Origin of the sequence: Mesorhizobium sp. B2-7-3, assembly GCF_006440715.1 — a bacterium.
In the GTDB taxonomy this organism is placed as follows: domain Bacteria; phylum Pseudomonadota; class Alphaproteobacteria; order Rhizobiales; family Rhizobiaceae; genus Mesorhizobium; species Mesorhizobium australicum.
In genome coordinates this window covers 1-17662 of sequence record NZ_VFTY01000022.1, presented here as the reverse complement: position 1 = coordinate 17662, position 17662 = coordinate 1, and the positions used below count along the sequence as shown (strand labels likewise).

17 protein-coding genes are annotated in these 17662 nt (G+C 63.7%); 15 read left to right on the top strand and 2 right to left on the bottom strand.

Features of this window, described 5'->3' with window-relative positions; genetic code table 11:
- Positions 1-69: 69 nt before the first annotated feature.
- The 13 genes from FJW04_RS29660 to FJW04_RS29600 all read left to right on the top strand — a co-directional run bounded on the left by FJW04_RS29660 (position 70) and on the right by FJW04_RS29600 (position 12550).
- On the top strand, positions 70-930 hold the full coding sequence (locus FJW04_RS29660; RefSeq protein ID WP_015317068.1) for a carbohydrate ABC transporter permease: 861 nt from the start codon (positions 70-72) through the stop codon (positions 928-930).
- Positions 927-1886 (top strand): sugar ABC transporter permease, encoded by a 960-nt coding sequence (locus FJW04_RS29655; protein WP_140718370.1) that lies wholly within the window; start codon positions 927-929, stop codon positions 1884-1886. The genes FJW04_RS29660 and FJW04_RS29655 overlap by 4 nt, the downstream gene beginning before the upstream one ends.
- Entirely contained in the window at positions 1883-2974 is a 1092-nt protein-coding gene (locus FJW04_RS29650) for an ABC transporter ATP-binding protein (protein ID WP_140718368.1), read from the top strand. The genes FJW04_RS29655 and FJW04_RS29650 overlap by 4 nt, the downstream gene beginning before the upstream one ends.
- Positions 2975-2977: 3 nt before the next feature.
- The gene (locus tag FJW04_RS29645) at positions 2978-4048 is read left to right on the top strand and encodes an ABC transporter ATP-binding protein (RefSeq protein ID WP_140718366.1); all 1071 of its coding nucleotides are present in this window, start codon (positions 2978-2980) and stop codon (positions 4046-4048) included.
- A 35-nt stretch (positions 4049-4083) separates the two neighbouring features.
- Entirely contained in the window at positions 4084-5181 is a 1098-nt protein-coding gene (locus FJW04_RS29640; protein ID WP_140718364.1) for a Gfo/Idh/MocA family oxidoreductase, read from the top strand.
- A gap of 44 nt (positions 5182-5225) precedes the next feature.
- A complete protein-coding gene (locus FJW04_RS29635) occupies positions 5226-6140 on the top strand; it encodes a sugar phosphate isomerase/epimerase (protein WP_140718362.1) in 915 nt (304 codons plus the stop codon).
- 55 nt (positions 6141-6195) lie between these two features.
- Positions 6196-7140, top strand: a complete 945-nt coding sequence (locus FJW04_RS29630) for a substrate-binding domain-containing protein (protein WP_140620622.1) — start codon at positions 6196-6198, stop codon at positions 7138-7140.
- A gap of 44 nt (positions 7141-7184) precedes the next feature.
- Positions 7185-8204, top strand: a complete 1020-nt coding sequence (locus FJW04_RS29625; protein WP_140718360.1) for an ABC transporter permease — start codon at positions 7185-7187, stop codon at positions 8202-8204.
- Between the two features lie 2 nt (positions 8205-8206).
- Positions 8207-8989, top strand: a complete 783-nt coding sequence (locus tag FJW04_RS29620) for an ATP-binding cassette domain-containing protein (protein WP_015317076.1) — start codon at positions 8207-8209, stop codon at positions 8987-8989.
- Between the two features lie 10 nt (positions 8990-8999).
- Positions 9000-10181, top strand: a complete 1182-nt coding sequence (locus FJW04_RS29615) for an aldose 1-epimerase family protein (protein WP_140718358.1) — start codon at positions 9000-9002, stop codon at positions 10179-10181.
- Between the two features lie 85 nt (positions 10182-10266).
- The gene (locus FJW04_RS29610; RefSeq protein WP_140718400.1) at positions 10267-11349 is read left to right on the top strand and encodes a fatty acid desaturase family protein; all 1083 of its coding nucleotides are present in this window, start codon (positions 10267-10269) and stop codon (positions 11347-11349) included.
- 28 nt (positions 11350-11377) lie between these two features.
- Positions 11378-11689, top strand: a complete 312-nt coding sequence (locus FJW04_RS29605) for a MocE family 2Fe-2S type ferredoxin (RefSeq protein WP_015317079.1) — start codon at positions 11378-11380, stop codon at positions 11687-11689.
- A gap of 60 nt (positions 11690-11749) precedes the next feature.
- Complete coding sequence (locus FJW04_RS29600; protein WP_015317080.1) at positions 11750-12550, top strand: 3-methyl-2-oxobutanoate hydroxymethyltransferase; 801 nt, start codon at positions 11750-11752, stop codon at positions 12548-12550.
- On the opposite strand, the gene hutH is transcribed toward FJW04_RS29600, so the two are convergent.
- Both hutH and FJW04_RS29590 read right to left on the bottom strand, forming a co-directional pair.
- Positions 12515-14032: a histidine ammonia-lyase gene (gene hutH, locus FJW04_RS29595; RefSeq protein ID WP_140718356.1), complete on the bottom strand. Its 1518-nt coding sequence runs from the start codon at positions 14030-14032 to the stop codon at positions 12515-12517. The genes FJW04_RS29600 and hutH overlap by 36 nt on opposite strands.
- Positions 14029-15030, bottom strand: coding sequence for an ornithine cyclodeaminase family protein (locus tag FJW04_RS29590; RefSeq protein WP_140718354.1), 1002 nt, complete (start codon positions 15028-15030; stop codon positions 14029-14031). Before FJW04_RS29590 ends, hutH begins: the two co-directional genes overlap by 4 nt.
- A gap of 126 nt (positions 15031-15156) precedes the next feature.
- On the opposite strand from FJW04_RS29590, the gene FJW04_RS29585 reads away from it, so the two are divergent.
- Together FJW04_RS29585 and FJW04_RS29580 are read left to right on the top strand one after the other, a co-directional pair.
- A complete protein-coding gene (locus tag FJW04_RS29585) occupies positions 15157-16590 on the top strand; it encodes a DHA2 family efflux MFS transporter permease subunit (protein WP_140718352.1) in 1434 nt (477 codons plus the stop codon).
- 271 nt (positions 16591-16861) lie between these two features.
- Positions 16862-17662, top strand: an 801-nt coding sequence (locus FJW04_RS29580) for an ABC transporter permease (protein ID WP_140718350.1), incomplete at its 3' end; no start/stop codon positions are given.

The following is a 17662-nucleotide window of genomic DNA, read 5'->3' as shown; positions in this document are numbered from 1 at the left end:
ATCAAAGCCGGAGGGGAGGAGCATCCGCTCTTCCCCTCCGCAACCGACGCCACCAGCAAAAGCAGCCAGATGAAGCGTTCCGTCCCCTTCGAGATATTCCGCTACGCCGCGATCCTCGCGGCGATGGCCGTCACGCTGGTGCCGATCCTGTGGATGGTGTCGATGGCCTTCAAGCCGATCGCCGAATGGTCGGCGACGGGTGCGGACCTGACATGGTGGCCGAAGAACCCGACGCTCAGCAATTTCCAGTTTGTGTTCGGCGAGTCCACCAACAATCTGATCGTTGCGCTCGACCGCACCGCGCTGAAGCCGATCCTGTCGTCGCTTCTGTCGGCGGTATTCGGCACCGCGATCGCCATGTCGGCGGGTACCGCCGCCGCCTATGGCCTGTCGCGCTTCGGCTCCGGCCAGAACCTGCCGCTGGCGCTGATCCAGCTCAGGCTGTTTCCGCCGATGGCCGTCATGATCCCTGTGATGATCATGTGGGCCTTCCTCAATTTCACAGACAGCTGGTGGGGGCTGGCGCTGATCTACGGCATCGTCACGCTGCCGTTCGCTTTCTGGCTGATGAAGACCTTCTTCGACGACATGCCGCGCGAGATCGAGGAAGCCGCTTTGGTCGAGGGCTGCTCGCGGCTGCGCGTCTTCACCCGCATCACGCTGCCGATGATGCGCGCGCCGTTGGCGAGTGCTGCGCTCTTCGTCTTCATCCTCAACTGGTCGGACTATCTGATCGCGCTGCTTCTGACGACGCGCGAATGGGTGACGATCCCCGTCTACATGGCCTCGCTGTCCTCGTCGATGACCGGCCAGCTCTATGGCGCCAAGGCCGCACTCGGGCTGATCGCGGCGGTGCCGCCGGTGATCATGGGCATCGCCATCCAGCGCCATCTGGTGCGCGGGCTGACTTTCGGAGCGCTCAAGCAATGAGCGCGGTGGTTGCGACGATTTCGGAGGGTGAGAAGGACGCGGCCCGCGCAAAGCCGGCGCTGCGCGACGAAGGCATGCGGTTGGGCTTTCGCCTGACCTTGCCGGCGCAGATCCTGGTGCTGTTCATCTCGGCCTTTCCACTCTTGATGCAGCTCTACATCAGCGTCACCGACTGGTCGCCACTCTCGGGCCTTGGCTGGTGGAACGCCTGGGAGATGTGGAACAGCTTCGCCAACTATACCGACCTTGCCGCCGACGCGCGCTTCTGGAGTGCGCTGAAGCGCACGGTCATCGTGATGGTCGTCTGCGTGCCGGCCGAGTTCCTGTTAGGCTTGGCGCTGGCGACGCTGTTCGCCGACGATTTTCCGGGCAAGCGCATCTTCTATTCGGTCCTCCTGATGCCGATGATGGTGGTGCCGGCGGTGGCCGGCTACATGTTCTTCATGCTGTTCCAGTCCGGCGGCCCGGTGAACGACATCCTGTCGGCAATCACGGGCACGCAAGTCACCATTGCCTGGCTGTCGGATCCGACACTGGCGCTGATCGCGGTGATGATCGCCGACATCTGGCAGTGGACGCCGCTAATGTTCCTGATCCTGCTGGCCGGCCTGGTCGGAGTGCCGGAGGACCAGATCAAGGCGGCAACGCTGCTCGGCGCCAATCCCTGGCAACGCTTTACCACCATCGTGCTGCCGAAGATGAAGACGATCATCATCATCGCGCTGGCGATAAGGGTGATCGAGAACTTCAAGATCTTCGACACGCTGTACATCATGACCGGCGGCGGCCCCGGTGTCGCCACCGAGACGATCTCCGTCTACATCTACAAGGTCACCACGCAGGATCTGATCTGGGGCTATGTGGCGGCGATCGCGCTCGCCGTTCTGGTCGTGCTCTCCATCGTCGCCGTGTTCGCCATGAAGCGCATGGCCCGGGCAAGGCAGGTGGCGGCATGAGCACGATCGAGCTCAAGCACCTCACCAAGATATTCGGCGACTTCACGGCGCTGAAGACCATGGACCTCGATATCGCAGATGGCGAGTTCATGGCTCTGCTGGGGCCTTCAGGCTGCGGCAAGTCGACGACGATGAACATGATTGCCGGAATGGAAGAGCCGACCAGCGGCAAGATCCTGTTTGGCGAGCGCGACATGGCCGGCGTGCCGATGGGCCGGCGCGGGGTTGGCTTCGTGTTCCAGAACTACGCGATCTTCACCCATATGACGGTGCGCCAGAACCTTGCCTACGGGCCAAGGATGCGTGGCGCCGCCACGGTCGAGATCGATCGTCGCGTCGGCACGATTGCCGAGCTGCTGCAACTGACGCCGCTGCTCGACCGCAAGGCCGACCGGCTGTCGGTCAACATCCTGCAGCGCGTGGCGATCGGCCGCTCGGCAATCATGGAGCCGGCGATCTTCCTGCTCGACGAGCCGCTGTCCAATGTCGACGCCGCCTTCCGCGCGGTGATGCGCACCGAGCTGAAACAGCTGCAGCGCCAGTTCAAGCAGACCATGGTCTACGTCACGCACGACCAGCTCGAAGCCATGACCATGGCCGACCGTATCGCGGTCATGGACCACGGCGTGCTGCAGCAGGTCGGCACGCCGCTCGAGGTCTACAACAATCCGGCCAATGTCTTCGTCGCCCGCTTCATCGGCGCGCCGGGCATGAACCTGCTCAAGGGCCGACCTGCGGAGAGCGACCGGGGTCTGGTCGTCGATCTCGGGGCGCTGGGCATCACGCCGCCATTACCCGGCGAGCTGGCGGCGGCCATGCGTGGCGCACGCGACGAGGTGCTCTACGGCTTTCGGCCGGAACAGGTGGCCCTGGCGGAGAATGGACGCGGGCTTGCCATGCCTGTCACTTTCGTCGAGCGCATCGGCGCGCGCACCATCGTTCACCTCGGCCAGGGCGACGGCGCGGTGAAAGCGGTCTTCGACAATGATGTCGGGCTGTCGATAGGGCAAACCGCGGTCGTCGCACCCGCGGCGTCGTCAGTGCGGGTCTTCGACGCCGTTAGCGGCCTTGCGATGAGAGCGGGTTGAGCCATGGCCGACATCGTCTTCCGCAATGTCACGAAACGCTACGGCACGATGCTCGCCATCGACGACGCCTCGTTCACTGTTAACGACAACGAGTTCTTCTGCTTCTTCGGGCCGCCGCTGTCGGGCAAGTCGACAATCCTGCGCCTGGTGCTCGGGCTGGAGACGCCGGATGCCGGCGAAATCCTCATCGGCGGCAAGCCCGTCAACACGGTGTCGCCAGCAGAGCGCAATGTCGCCATGGTGTTCCAGAACCTGGCGCTGTTCCCGCATATGAGCGCGCTCGACAATGTCCGTTTCCCGCTGGTCGAGCGCCGGGTCGGCGAGGTCGATATCAAACGGCGCGTCGCCGATGTCGCGGCCAAGCTGCATATCGGCCATATCCTGCACAAGCCGCCGGCACTGCTTTCGGGCGGCGAGCGGCAGCGGGTGGCGATCGCCCGCGCCCTGGTGCGCGACCCCAACGCCTATCTGATGGACGATCCGATCTCGGCGCTCGACGCGCGGCTGCGCGAGGAAACGCGCGTCGAACTGAAGCGCATCCAGCGTGAGCTCGGCAAGACGCTGATCTATGTCACGCACGACCAGGAAGAGGCGATGTCGATCGCCGACCGCATGGCCATACTGGAAAGCGGAAGGATCCGGCAGATCGGCGCGCCGGCCGAGATCTATGATCGCCCGGCCAGCACCTACGTGGCGCGGCTGCTGGGGTCGCCTGTCATGAACATCCTCAAATCCGTTCAAGGCGAGGGCGGCATCGAGGCCGCCGAAGGCGCGATCAGCATCGCCGATCGCACGGCTCCGGCCGACGCCGTCGAGATCGGGCTGAGGCCGGAGGATATCAAGGTCAGGCCCTGGAGCGACACCGAGAAGGAGAGCCCCGGCCGCCCGGCGCGGGTGTTCGAGGTCGAGCCGCTTGGCGGCTATACCGTGGTGACGCTCGCCGCCGGGCAAGCGCGGCTGAAGGCTTTGCTGCGCGGCCAGCCCGACATCAGGCCCGACGCGATGGTGGCGATATCCTGCGAGCCGGCGCGCGTGCATTATTTCGGACAGGGCGGAGGCGCGTTGGCAAGATGAACGCGGCCGCAAGGACAGGATTTCGGGAGGAAGGCATGACAGGCAAGGGCTTCGAGCCGGATGTGAAGGTCCGCACGAAGGAATATCGGATCGGCTGCGTCGGCGCCGGCATGATCATGGCCGAATGCCATCTGGCCGCCTATAAGGACGCCGGCTTTCCGGTCGTGGCGATCGCCTCGCGTACCAAGGCGAATGCGCAAAAGGTCGCCGACCGTTGGGGCATCCCGACCGTCCACGACACCCCGGAACAGCTGATCGAGGATGCAGATGTCGAGATCATCGACCTCGCGTTTCCGCCGGACCAGCAGCCGGCGCTGATCCGCCATGCGCTGAAGCAGAACCACATCAAGGCGATCCTGGCTCAGAAGCCTCTGGCGCTGTCGGTCGAGGAAGCGGTGAAGCTGCGAGACGAGGCGGCGAAGGCCGGCAAGATACTCTCGGTCAACCAGAACATGCGCTACGACCAGTCGATGCGCGTGTTGAAGCAGATCATCGACAGCGGCGCGCTGGGCGACATCGTTTTCGCGCAGATCGACATGCACGCCATTCCGCACTGGCAGACCTTCCTTCAGGGCTACGACCGGCTGACGCTTGCCAATATGAGCGTGCATCACCTTGACGTGCTGCGCTTCCTCTTTGGCGATCCCGATGAGATCACGACGCTGACGTGCAAGGATCCGCGCACGACATTCGACCATTCCGACGGCATCACCGTCTCGACGCTGCGCTTCCCGTCGGGTGTGCTCGCTGTCTCGCTGGAGGACGTATGGTCCGGCCCACGCCAGCAGGGCTACAAGGACGACCAGCACATCAACTGGCGCGTCGACGGCACCAAGGGGGTCGCCAAGGGCACGATCGGCTGGCCGACCGGTGCCGCCTCGACGCTGACCTATGCGTCCTCCGAAACGACCGGCGGCGAGTGGGTAACTCCCAGCTGGGAGACGATGTGGTTCCCGCATGCCTTCATCGGCGTCATGGAGCAGCTGCAGCACGCCGTGAAGACCGGTACGCCGCCGGCGCTCACCGTTGCCGACAACGTCAAGACCATGGCGCTGGTCGAAGCGGGCTATCGCTCGATGGCATCGGGCCGCACGGTCAAGCTTTCCGAAATCTCCACAAACGGAATTAACTGAAAATCGCTGGCAACTGAATCGCTTACAGGGAGGAATTCAAGATCATGATGCAGGCAGGTATTTTCACGGGCTATTTCCCGTACGGCCTCGAAGAGACGGCAAAGAAGATCCGCGGGCTCGGTTTCAACACGGTCCAGCTCGACCTGCATTTCAGGGACGTGGATCTTTCGGCCGGGCAGATCACCAAGGACAAGGCCAGGAAGGTGCGCGACGTCTTCCGCGACCACAACCTGCCTGTTTGCTGCGTGTCGGGCTACACCAACATCATCCATCCCGACAAGGCCGAGCGCGAGAAACGCGTCGGTTATCTCAAGGAGATCATCCGCAATGCGCGCGAGTTCGGCAGCCCTTACGTGATCTCGGAGACCGGCACCTACAACACCGAATCCGACTGGGTGCATCACCCCAAGAACAAGACCGAGGAAGGTTTTGAGGAATGCCGTAAGGTCATCGCCGATCTTGCCCAGACGGCTTACGACCATGGCGCGGTCTTCCTGCTCGAAACCTATGTCAACAACGTCGTCGGCTCGGTCGAGGAGACGGTGAAGATGTTCGCGCAGGTCGACCATCCAGGCCTCGGCTTGCTGATGGACCCGACCAATTATTTCGAGACGCACAACATCGACCGGATGGATCAGATCCTGAACCAGGTGTTCGACACGCTGACCGACAAGATCAGAATAGCGCATGCCAAGGACGTCAAGCGTTCGGGCGATGACAAGTCGGAGAAGCACGCCGACATCGGCGATGCCGACGCGATGGAAAGCCATACGTTCCGCGGGGTTGGCGAAATCGAACTGCCGGCGCCCGGCCTTGGCTCGCTGAACTACGACCTCTACCTCCAGCGGCTGGCCGAAAAGCATCCGAACATCCCGGTGATCATCGAGCATCTGTCGGAAGACGACGTGCCGCGCGCAAAGACATTCCTCGACGGGAAATTCCGCGCCAACGGCCTGTGACGGCTAGCCGCGCCACCGGTGCATGGCGGCGCGGCTTCAAACAAGGGAGGAAAGAATGTTGAAATTCGCATTGAAATTGGCGGCCGCCGCGACAGTGCTCGCCGGCGTCGCCCTTGGCACGGCGGCGCAGGCGCAGGACGGCCAGAAGACCTTCTATCTCTTGTCGCATGGCGGTCCGTCGGATGCGTTCTGGATCGACTGGAACGCCGGTGCGACCAAGGCCTGCGACCAGCTCAAGGTAACCTGCAAGATTTCCTTCAGCGGCGGCGACATGGCGGCGCAGAAGGAAGCCTTCAACTCGGCGCTTGCCGCCAAGCCCGACGGCATCGCCACCACGTCCGCGCAGCCGGGCCTGTGGACGGAGGAGGTGAAAGCAGCCAAGGCGGCTGGCATCCCGATCGTGTTCTTCAACACCGACGATCCGGCGACAGGGCGGCAGGCCTATGTCGGCGCGGACCTGAAAGAAGCGGGTGTCATCTGGGCCAAATATCTGGTCGACCACAAGATGGTGAAGCAGGGCGACAAGGTTTTCCTGCCGGTCGAGGTTCCCGGCGCCAGTTACCAGCAGCTCGAGACCGAGGGCATCGCCAGCGTTTTCGATCCCTTGGGGATCAAATATGACGTGGTCGATTGCGGCACCGATCCGGCTGGCATCATCGCCAAGATGACCGACTACATGGTCGCCAACAATCCGCCGGCGATCATCGCGCTCGGCGATTCCGTTGCCGCCAGCGTCAAGCGCGTGTTCGATGGCGCCGGCGTGCCGGCGGGCAAGATCCCCGTCGTCGGCTGGGGCAATTCGAAGGAGACGGCACAAGCCGTCAAGGACGGCTTCGTCAATGCCGCCGCCTGGCAATATCCCTCTGCGCAAGGCTTCATGCCGGTGGCGCTGCTCGGGCTTGCCGCGTCAGGCGAGCCGATCGGCTACGACATCCACACTTTCGGTCTCTACGACGCCTCCAGCGTCGACCCGATCCTGAAGCTTTACGACAAGAAATGAGAAAAACAGCGCCCGCCGGAAAAGCGGCGGGCGTCTTTTCAAGCATGGTTCAAGCAGTCATGACAATTGCCGCAGAAGACGAAGTGCCGGGGGTGAAAGGCAGATCGCGCCTGCTGCGCTCGCCGCAATTCTCCTCCTTCGTCATCCTCCTCATTTTGCTGGCGGTATTCGCGGTCGCCGACGCCAATTTCCTGTCGCCGCTCAACATCTCCAACATGATGGCGTTCCTGCCCGAGCTCGGCATCATCGCACTCGGCATGACGCTGCTTTTGACGGCAGGCGAATTCGACCTTTCCGTCGGCGCGGTGTTTGGGCTGGCGCCGGTGGTGGTGATGCTGCTGGTGCAAAATGGCGGGGTGGATATAGGTGTCGCGCTTCTGGCCGGGCTGCTGCTTTGTATCGCGATCGGCGCGATCAACGGGCTGATCGTCACCAAGATCGGCATCTCCTCCTTCCTGGTGACGCTGTCGATGTTGCTCGTTGCGCGCGGGGCAGCGCTTTACATCACGCAAGGCTTTCCGCTGAAATCCTGGGACCAGCCCGGCTTCTTCGTGACGCTGCTCGCCGGCAGCTTCAACATCGGCTCGTTTCGCTTCTACACCTCGCTGTGGTGGTTCATCGGCCTCTCGCTGTTTGCCATCTACATCCTGCGTTACGCCAAGCTCGGCAACTGGATCAGTGCCATCGGCTCCAATCGCAACGCGGCGGTGGCGCGCGGCGTGCCGGCCGATACGGTCAAGATCTGGCTGTTCATCGCGACTTCGGTGCTGGCCGGCCTTGCTGGCATGATCAGTGCCTTCCGCATCTCGGCCGCCTCACCGGTGGCCGGCACGGGCTATGAGCTGGAAGTGATCGCCATGGTGGTGGTTGGCGGCACGGCGCTGACCGGCGGACGCGGCACCATCCTCGGCACCATCGTCGGCGCGCTGATGCTGCGCGCCATCCGCAACGGCATCGTGCTGATCGGCGTGCCGGGGCTCGCCTACAACATCTTTGTCGGCCTCATCATCCTCGCCATGCTCATCCTGCACGCTTTGCTGCAGAAGAACGCCGCAAGGGGCTGACGATGGTGCAAGAAGTACTTCGGCTGCAGAAGCTGCAAAAGTCCTTCGGCAGCGTGCGCGCGCTGAAGAACGCCTCGCTGACACTGCGGGAAGGCGAGGTGGTGGCTCTGCTGGGCGACAACGGCGCCGGAAAATCGACGCTGATCAAGGCGATCTCGGGTGTCTTCCCTGTCGATCGTGGCGACATCTTTGTACGCGGCGAAAAGGTTTCGATCCGCTCGACTCGGGATGCGATGGACCTCGGAATCGAGACCATCCATCAGGACACCTCACTGGCGCCTGATCTCAGCATCGCGCGCAATCTTTTCCTCGGCCGCGAGCCGGTCAACTTCGGCTGGCTCGGCGTGTTCGCGCCGCTCGATCTCGCGAAGCTGCGCAAAGCCGCTTCCGAACTCCTCAAGCGCGTCGGCATCTCGAAGAAACTCGACGCTGATGCGCTGGTCTCGACGCTGTCGGGCGGCGAGCGGCAGTCGATCGCCATCTCGCGCGCCATGCAGTTCGCCGCCAAGGTGATCATTCTCGACGAGCCGACCAACAATCTCGGCGTCGAGGAAACCCACGGTGTGCTGCGTTTCGTCAAGGAGGTACGCGACGCCGGCCATTCGGTGCTGCTCATCACCCACAACATTCACCACGTCTTCCAGGTCGCCGACCGCATCGTCGTGATGCGGCGCGGCGAGATCGTCGCCGAACAGACGGTCGCCGACACCGACCTCCTGACCGTGGAAAGCATCATCACCGGCGCCGACATGTCGGCCTTGCTCAAGGAGGCGAGGGCAAAGTGAAGGGCGTCGCATGGTAGAGCTTTACGGCAAGACGCTGTCGCGCCGGCAAGTGGCCGAGCGGTCAGGCCAGCTGTCGCAGTTCGCCGGCGTGCGGCTGATGACGCTCGGCGACGGGTTGGAGCGCGGCATCCGCATGCTCGAATTCCGCACCGGCTCGGGCCTGCGCTTCACCGCGCTGGTCGACCGGGCGCTCGACATCGCCGATTGCGACTTCAAGGGCCAGGCGATCGGCTGGCATTCGCCGAGCGGCTTTCGCCATCCGGGCCTGCACGACTATGAAGGGGAAGGGGGGCTGGCCTGGGCGCGGTCCTTCTCCGGCCTGCTCGTCACCTGCGGCCTCGACCACATTCTGGGGCGGGAAGAAGTGCCGGCCGAGAGCTACAACTATCCGGGGAAGAAGACGGTGCTTCATTCGCTGCATGGTCGTGTCGGTACCATCCCGGCGCGGCTGACCGGCTATGGCGAGCGCTGGGAGGGCGACCGCTGCGTGCTGTGGGCCGAAGGCATCATCCAGCAGTCGACTGTATTCGGCGAGGATCTGCATCTCACTCGCCGCATCGAAGCCGATGTCGGGGGTAACGAGATCCGGCTTTCGGACCATGTCGTCAACCACGGCTTCAACCGCACTCCGCATATGTATTTCTACCATGTCAATGTCAGCCATCCCTTGCTCGACGAAGGCTCCCGTTATCTGGCGCCGATCCGCGACGTCGTCTGGGCCAGCCATGCCGGCGAGCGCTACGAGGCGCAGAGTGTCGGCTATCGCACGGCGCCGGCACCGCAACGGCACTTCAGGGAGCAGGTCTGGCAGCACGAAATGGCCGCCGACGCCCATGGCGAGGTTCCGGTGGCCGTCGTCAACGACCGGCTCGGTCTCGGCTTCGAAGTGGCGACCCGCAAGGACCAGTTGCCGTGTGCCTACCAATGGCAGAATTTCCAGGCCGGGCAGTACGCGCTGGGGATAGAGCCATCGACCCACCATGTGCTCGGCGATCTCGCCGCCCGCGAGCGCGGCGAGATGATCTGGCTGGAGCATGGCGAAAGCCGGGCCTATGACGCGGTGTTCCGCGTCCTCGACGGCAAAGAGGAAATCGCTGGCGCCGAAGCCAGGATCGCGGATATCGCCCGGCAGCCCGAGCGGGATTATCCTCAGCCTTCAGAAAATTTTCCAAGACTGGCCGGCAGGACATGAGCGCGACATTTATTCAAAGCAAGCCCTCCGGCCGGCGGACCGGATTGCCAGCGCTGCGTGACGATTGGAGGCCAATTTGACGACGATGGCGAAAAAGCGCGACTACAGCCTGGTCGGCGAAAGCACCAGGGCAGCGATCGAGACCGGGCTTGCCTCGGCCGAGTGGTACCACACCGACGTGCCGCGCAAGGCGATGAAGGAGTTGATGCAGCGTTCCGACGGCCCGGCGATCCGCGACACCATCATCTGGATTGTCGCGATCCTGGGCTCGGCCGTGGGTATCGTCCTGTTCTGGGGTTCGTGGTGGGTGGTGCCGTTCCTGTTCGTCTATGGCGTGCTCTACGGCTCGTCGAGCGACTCGCGCTGGCACGAATGCGGCCATGGCACGGCTTTTCGCACGCGCTGGATGAATGATGTCGTCTACCACATCGCCTCGTTCATGCTGATGCGCAATCCCGTGCAATGGCGCTGGAGCCATGCCCGCCACCACACCGACACCATCATCGTCGGCCGCGACGCCGAGATCGCGGTCATGCGTCCGCCGGACCTGTTGAAGGCGGCGCTCGCCTTCACCGGCATTCTCGACTTTCGCTATTCGCTGCCGACGCTGGTGCGGCAGGCATTCGGGACGCTGTCCGACGAAGAGAAGAGCTATATCCCCGAGATGGAACAGCATAAGGCCGTGGTCGCGGCCCGCTGGCATGTCGCGATCTATGTGGCGACGATCGCCCTCGCGATCGCGCTGAGGTCATGGATACCGCTGGTGCTGATCGGCCTGCCGCGCCTCTACGGCACCTGGCACATGGTGACGACTGGCCTGCTGCAGCATATCGGGCTCGCCGACAATGTCGTCGACCATCGGCTGAACACGCGCACCGTCTACATGAACCCGATCAGCCGGTTCATCTACTGGAACATGAATTACCATGTGGAGCACCACATGTTCCCGATGGTGCCGTATCACGCGCTGCCCAGGCTGCATGAACTGATCAAGCACGATCTGCCGAAGCCCAATCCGTCCATGTGGCACGCCTACCGCGAGGTCTGGCCGGTCCTGCTCAGGCAGCTGAAATACGAGGACTATTACCTTAAGCGCGAACTGCCGCTGACGGCCAGGCCCTATCGCGGTGAGTTCCACCAGGTCGATATGTCGGCGGCGGCCGAGTAGCGACCGCGAATGTCCGCAGGAGATAGAGATGGCCGATTGGGTTGAAGCGTGCGCGGTGGACGATGTCGAGGAAGAGGATGTCATCCGCTTCGACCATGGTGGGCGGACCTTCGCGATCTACCGGTCGCCGGATGACGAGTTCTTCGCCACCGACGGTTTTTGCACGCATGAGAAGGCGCATCTGGCCGACGGGCTTGTCATGGACGACATCATCGAATGCCCCAAGCACAATGGCCGCTTCAACTACAAGACCGGCCAGGCCAAGGGCGCGCCGGTCTGCGTCAATCTCGCGACCTATTCGGTGAAGATCGAAGCCGGCAAGGTGATGATCCAGATCTGAAGCGCTGCATGATCAACCGATCCGGCATCGCGACGGCAGACAAATAGAGGGAACGCTTTAATGAGCCGAAAGAGACCGACCGTCGCCGATTTGCGCGCCATGAAGGGCAAGCGTCAGCTGACCATGCTGCGCGTGCTCACCCTGGACGAGGCGGAAGCCGCCGAACGGGCAGGGGTCGACATCGTCTCGGTGCCGCCCGAACTGGTGCTCAACCCGCAATACCGCGATGCCGCGCCCAGCCTGTTCACCATGCCGGGCGACAATTTCTTCGAGATCGGCACCGCGGATGATTTCGTGCGCTGGGCCTTCCGGCTCTACAAGGCCGGCGCCGACGCGGTCTATTGCAGCGCGGGCTACGCCACCATCAAGCGGATGGCGGACGATGCCATTCCCGTCATCGGCCATGTTGGCCTCATTCCTTCCCGCGCGACCTGGACCGGCGGCTTCAAGGCGGTCGGCAAGTCCGCCGATACGGCGATGCAGGTGTTCGAAGCCGTCAAGCAACTGGAGGCTGCCGGCGCGATCGGCGCCGAAATAGAAGTTGTACCAGTCGAGGTGGCGAAGGCTATCTCGGAGCGCACCTCGCTGATCATGCTGTCGATGGGCGCGGGCACCGGCTGCGACGCGCAATATCTGTTCGCCGACGACATTCTTGGCCAGAACCGTGGCCACATGCCGCGCCACTCGAAGATCTACCGCAATTTCGCCGCCGAATACGATCGGCTGCAGGCGGAGCGGGTGGCGGCATTTTCCGAATATGTCGCCGACGTCAACAGCGGCGCCTATCCCGAGGACCGGCACATCGTGCACATGGAGCCGGCCGAGCTACGCCTGTTCCTCGACAAGGTCGGCCGGGGCTAGGACCGTTTGCCATTTGCCGCCGGCGAGCGCTGCGTGGAGTGCTTCCGCATCGATGCCGAGCGGCCGGTCATGCTTGAGCGCGGGGACGAGCGCGCGTGTCGCCGTGTGGACGGCTGATGTGCGTGGCGCCAGCGCCAATCCCTCACGCAGGTCGACGGCTTGCGCCGCCGCCATTAACTCGAAGGCGATCAGCCGCCGCCACAGCGTGATCATGTCGGCGCATTTCGAAACCACCAGCGGCGTCTGCGTGGCGTGATCCTCCACGCCTTCCGAAACCGGCAGGAAGTCAAGCATCACCGGATTGGCCTTGTGGCGGATGGCAGCCAGGATCGATGTCACCGTCTTCTGCAACGGCACGAAACCGGCCGAGGCGCCACCGACCGGCGACAGGTATTTCGGCAGGCCGTTCCGACCCGAACCGGTGAGCTGGATAAAGCGGGCGGCACTGGCGGCGGCACATTGAGCGATTGCCAGGCTTAGCGCCTCGAAGGCGAGCGCCAGCGAAGCGGTGTGAAAGTTGCCCGTCGACAGCACCAGCTCGTCGTCGCTCAGAACCAGCGGGTTGTCGGCGGCGGCATTGAGTTCGGTCTCGATGGCGCGTCTTGCCTGGCCGATCGCCTCGATCAGCGCGCCATGGATCGAGGGCATGCAGCGGATCGAGAGCGGGTCCTGTATGGTGGTGGGGGCCGGCGCTTCGTCGCGGGCGAGAAGATCGTGCAGCGCCTTGGCGGCTTCCTGCTGGCCGGCGGCGGGCCGCGCCATGTGCAGGCGGGGATCGAGGATGGTGCGGTTGGCGCCGAAACCTTCCATGGTCAGCGCGCCAGCCTGCTGCTGCTGGGCAAGAGCCGACAGCGCGTCCGTGACCGCAAGCGCGCCGCCGCCGGCGGAGACGGCGGAAGCGTTGATCAGCGACAGCCCATCCTTGGGCGCCAGGCCGATGGGGCCGAGGCGGGCCATCATCAGTGCCTTGACAGCCGGCATGCGCCTTCCCTGATAATCAGCTTCACCTTCGCCGATCAGCAGGCGGGCGATCGTGGTCATCAGCACCAGGTCGCCAGCGCCGATCGAGCCGAGCGACGGCATCACTGGATGGACGCCCGCGTTGAGGACTTCGACCAAGGCAACGAACACGGCGGGCGACAGGCCGGAGCCACCGGCCGACAACATTGTCAGACGGGCAAGCATGGTGGCGCGCACGGCCTCGATGGGCAGCGCTTCGCCGACCGCGCCGCTGCGGCCCTCGAGCAACTGGCGCTGGAAGGCGCTGGCGTCACCCTCGACCGATGTGCGGAGATTGGCGCCGAGCCCGGTGTTCAGGCCGTAGATCTGCTGGCCGGAGGCCGCCGCCTGGTCGAGCACTTTTCGCGCCTTCTCCAGCCTGCCGATGACATTGGCTCCGATCTCCACCTTGCGTGCCTCGCGGGCGACGGCGGCGACATCGCCGACACTGACGCCGGCCCCGGTGAGGACGAGCGCGCTCATGCGAAGCGCAGCCTTTGGCCAATGCCTTGCGCCTGCGCCTTGGCCAGCATCGCCTTGCCGAGCGCAATGTCGGACAGCGACAGGCCGCGATGCCAGAAGAGGATGGTTTCGTCGTCGCTCTGCCGTCCCGGCCTGAGGCCAGCGGCGATCTGGCCGAGTTCGGCATGCAGCGTCGTCTCGCTCAACCGCCCGGTCTCGACATGCGCACGCAGCGAGCCGAACTTGCCGCCCTTGCACTGGCCCCAGTCGTCGACGACCATCTTCTGCATGATGTCGGTCAGCGACAGCTCCACGGCGCTCATCGTGCCATAGGGAACGACAAGCGCGCCCGGCTTGATCCATTCTGTCTTCAGCAGCGGCTGCGGCTCGGGCAGGCGTGAGGCTTCGACGACGATGTCGGCGCCCTTGACGCAACTCTCCCAGTCGGCGACCGCGGTGATGGGCTTGCCGAGGTCGGCGGAGAGTTTTGCGGCAAAGCCATCGCGGCTTTCTGGGCGACGCGAATGGACGCGGATCTCATCGAAATCGAAGAGATGGTCGAGCAGGCGCACATTCCAGTACGCGGTGCCGCGCGCGCCGATATGGGCGAGCACCTTCGCGTTGTTGCGCGCCAGGTGCTTGGCGCCGATGGCGGTGACGGCGCCGGTGCGCATGTCGGTGATGACCGTGGCGTCGAGAATGGCGCGCGGCGTGCCGGTGCGTGGATCGAACAAATTGAGGATGCCGAATTCCGAGGGCAGGCCGTGAAGATAGTTGTCGACATAGTCGCCGACGATTTTCACGCCGGCCGTATCGAGCGGCGCGACGTAGCCGCGCAAGACATTGAAATGGCCGTGGAAGGATGGGTCGGGTTCGAGGTGGACACGCGGCTCGATCACCGTCTGGCCCTTGCCTTGCGCAACGAGCCCGGCCTCGACGGCGTCGATGATCTCGCCATCGGCCATGGCAAGCGCTTCGATGTCGAGGGCGTTGAGGTAGTCGATATAGATAGGCTTCATGCCCGCACGGTTCCTGTTGTTTAAGACCGAGGCCCATTCATTCCATAACAGGCGGCGATGCGACACGAAAGTTTGTTGGTCCATCTCTGGACGCAGTTGGCTAAATGTTGTTGAAACCGACCCGACATGACGGCCATTCCCGAAAATGAAGCCTTGCCCGAGACAGCCACGAATTCGCGGCGCGTGGCGCTGATCGTCGCCATCGCCTTCTTCATGCAGCTGCTGGATTCGACGATCATCTCGACGTCGCTGCCGCAGATGGGCGCTTCCTTCGGCGCGCCGGCGGTGGCGATGAGCATCGGCATCACCGTCTACATGCTGACCATGGCCGTGTTCGTGCCGCTGTCGGGGTGGCTCGCCGACCGGTTCGGCGCGCGTAACATCTTCCTCGCAGCCATCGCGCTGTTCACGCTGGCGTCGCTCGCCTGCGGCTTCTCCGGGAATCTGACCGAATTCGTCGTTGCCCGTGCCGTGCAGGGCCTGGGCAGCGCCTTGATGACGCCGGTCGGCCGCATCCTGGTCCTGCGCAACGCGTCGAAATCCGAATTGCTCAACGCCACGGCGCTGATCACCTGGCCGGCGCTCTTCGCGCCCGTGGTCGGCCCGGTGCTTGGCGGTTTCATCACCACCTATCTGTCCTGGCACTGGAATTTCTTCATCAACATCCCGCTCGGCGCGATCGGGCTGGTGTTGGTCGCCCGCTTCATACCGGGTGATCGTGAAGCCGATCCCAAGCCGCTCGACTGGCCGGGGTTTTTCCTGACGTCGCTGGGGCTCGCCTGCCTGCTCTATGGCCTTGAGCGCATCGCGCATCCGGAGGATGGGGCCTTGCCTACGGTGGGGCTGATCGCGGCGGGGATCCTCGTCGGCTGTCTAGCGGTGCGGCATCTGCGCCGCGCGCCGCATCCGCTGCTCGACCTCTCCTCGTTCAAGGTGCAGACCTTCGCCATCTCGACGCTTGCGGCCGGCACCATCTTCCGGGTGGCGATCAACGCCACGCCGTTCCTTTTGCCGCTGCTGTTCCAGGTCGGCTTCGGCCTATCGCCCGTCGATGCCGGCATGATGATCCTGGCCTATTTCCTCGGCAATCTCGGTATGAAAACGGTGACGACGCCGACGCTGCGTCGCTTCGGCTTCCGCTCGGTGATGGTCGTCAACGGCATCATCGCCTCGGTGTCGATCATGGCCTGCGCGGCGATCTCGCCGCAGACGCCGCAGCCGCTGGTGATGGCGCTGATGCTGATCGCCGGCCTGTCGCGCTCGATGCAGTTCACCGCGCTCAACACGCTGGCCTTCGCTGATATCGCCGCCGCGCAGCGTAGCTCCGCGGCGACCTTGTCCTCGATGCTGCAGCAGGTGGCGATGCTGTTCGGCGTCGCGGTGGCGGCGGCGATCCTCAACCTGTCGCAGATCGCGCGAGACCGGCCGGCGCTCGACCTCGTCGACTTTCGAGCAGCCTTCCTGCTGATCGGCATCATCGGGCTGGTGGCGTCGTTCCGTTTCCTGGTGCTGCCGAGAGGTGCCGGCGCCGAGGTCTCCGGCCATGTTGCCGGGAACTGAAATCGAATTTTCCGCCAGATCGCAGGGTTAAATTCCGTCTTCGCCTTTCGCCTTGGTGTTGTGCTTTCGCCAAGCGCCGAGACGGTGCAAACAATTGCCAAAAGTGCAGGAGTTTCCGGGCATTGCGCCAGATTCGGCAATCAATGCGTCCACTTTGCGAATCTCATCGCCAGCCTACGTTTTGAACGCGGATTCATTTGACGAAGCGGCGTTGAGCCGATTAGCTTTCTCTCCAGGGGTGGCAGCGCTGCCACCGGGGTGAAAGCAGACGATGAACATGGCCGGCTGGCTGAACTTCAGAAGCCTGAATCAGGAAGGCATTGTCTTTGCCATAGCGGTGGTGCTGTTCGTTGCCGCGGCTATAGGCCTGCCAGGCTTCATCGATGCCAACAATCTGGTCGCCATTATCCGCTCCGTCTCGGTGCTGGGTATACTGGCGCTGGGCATGGCAGTCGTCATCATCGGCCGCGGCATCGACCTGTCGGCGGTTGCGATCATGGCCATGTCGGTCGCCTGGTACCTGCAACTGCTCAACAGCGGAACACCGGACGGGCTCGCCTTCGCCTATGTGCTGGCCGGCGTGCTCGCCATCGGCCTGCTCAACGGCTTTCTCGTCGCCTACGCCGATGTACCGGCGATCTTCGTCACGTTGGCGACCGGCTCCTTCGTCTTCGGCTATGTCCGTTCGCAATTGATCACGCAGGACGCCGTGCCGGTGCCGCAGGGCCATTGGGTGGAACTGCTCGGCGGTCTGCGCTTTCTCGACGTCCCGATCGAGGTGTTCGTCTTCGCCGGGCTCGCCTTCCTGTTCTTCCTGTTCCTGCGCTACACCAAATGGGGCCGCTACATCTATTTCGCCGGCGACAATCCGGTCGCGGCGCGCAATATCGGCATTCCGGTGCGGCCGATGCTGGTCCTGCGTTACGTGCTCTCGGCATTCGTCGCCCTGATCGCCGGCCTTTTGACCGCGGCCAGCCTGCATTCGATCAACACGCGTGTCGTCAATTCGACGCTGCTTTACGACATTGTGCTGGTGGCGGTGATCGGCGGCATCGGGCTGTCGGGCGGGCGG

Coding starts and splice junctions, on each gene's coding strand:
- FJW04_RS29645 (WP_140718366.1), top strand. CDS start 2,978: ATGGCCGACATCGTCTTCCGCAATGTCACGAAACGCTACGGCACGATG.
- FJW04_RS29585 (WP_140718352.1), top strand. CDS start 15,157: ATGACGGCCATTCCCGAAAATGAAGCCTTGCCCGAGACAGCCACGAAT.
- FJW04_RS29635 (WP_140718362.1), top strand. CDS start 5,226: ATGATGCAGGCAGGTATTTTCACGGGCTATTTCCCGTACGGCCTCGAA.
- FJW04_RS29650 (WP_140718368.1), top strand. CDS start 1,883: ATGAGCACGATCGAGCTCAAGCACCTCACCAAGATATTCGGCGACTTC.
- FJW04_RS29640 (WP_140718364.1), top strand. CDS start 4,084: ATGACAGGCAAGGGCTTCGAGCCGGATGTGAAGGTCCGCACGAAGGAA.
- FJW04_RS29590 (WP_140718354.1), bottom strand. CDS start 15,030: ATGAAGCCTATCTATATCGACTACCTCAACGCCCTCGACATCGAAGCG.
- FJW04_RS29615 (WP_140718358.1), top strand. CDS start 9,000: ATGGTAGAGCTTTACGGCAAGACGCTGTCGCGCCGGCAAGTGGCCGAG.
- FJW04_RS29625 (WP_140718360.1), top strand. CDS start 7,185: ATGGTTCAAGCAGTCATGACAATTGCCGCAGAAGACGAAGTGCCGGGG.
- hutH (WP_140718356.1), bottom strand. CDS start 14,032: ATGAGCGCGCTCGTCCTCACCGGGGCCGGCGTCAGTGTCGGCGATGTC.
- FJW04_RS29655 (WP_140718370.1), top strand. CDS start 927: ATGAGCGCGGTGGTTGCGACGATTTCGGAGGGTGAGAAGGACGCGGCC.
- FJW04_RS29630 (WP_140620622.1), top strand. CDS start 6,196: ATGTTGAAATTCGCATTGAAATTGGCGGCCGCCGCGACAGTGCTCGCC.
- FJW04_RS29605 (WP_015317079.1), top strand. CDS start 11,378: ATGGCCGATTGGGTTGAAGCGTGCGCGGTGGACGATGTCGAGGAAGAG.
- FJW04_RS29610 (WP_140718400.1), top strand. CDS start 10,267: ATGGCGAAAAAGCGCGACTACAGCCTGGTCGGCGAAAGCACCAGGGCA.
- FJW04_RS29620 (WP_015317076.1), top strand. CDS start 8,207: ATGGTGCAAGAAGTACTTCGGCTGCAGAAGCTGCAAAAGTCCTTCGGC.
- FJW04_RS29660 (WP_015317068.1), top strand. CDS start 70: ATGAAGCGTTCCGTCCCCTTCGAGATATTCCGCTACGCCGCGATCCTC.
- FJW04_RS29600 (WP_015317080.1), top strand. CDS start 11,750: ATGAGCCGAAAGAGACCGACCGTCGCCGATTTGCGCGCCATGAAGGGC.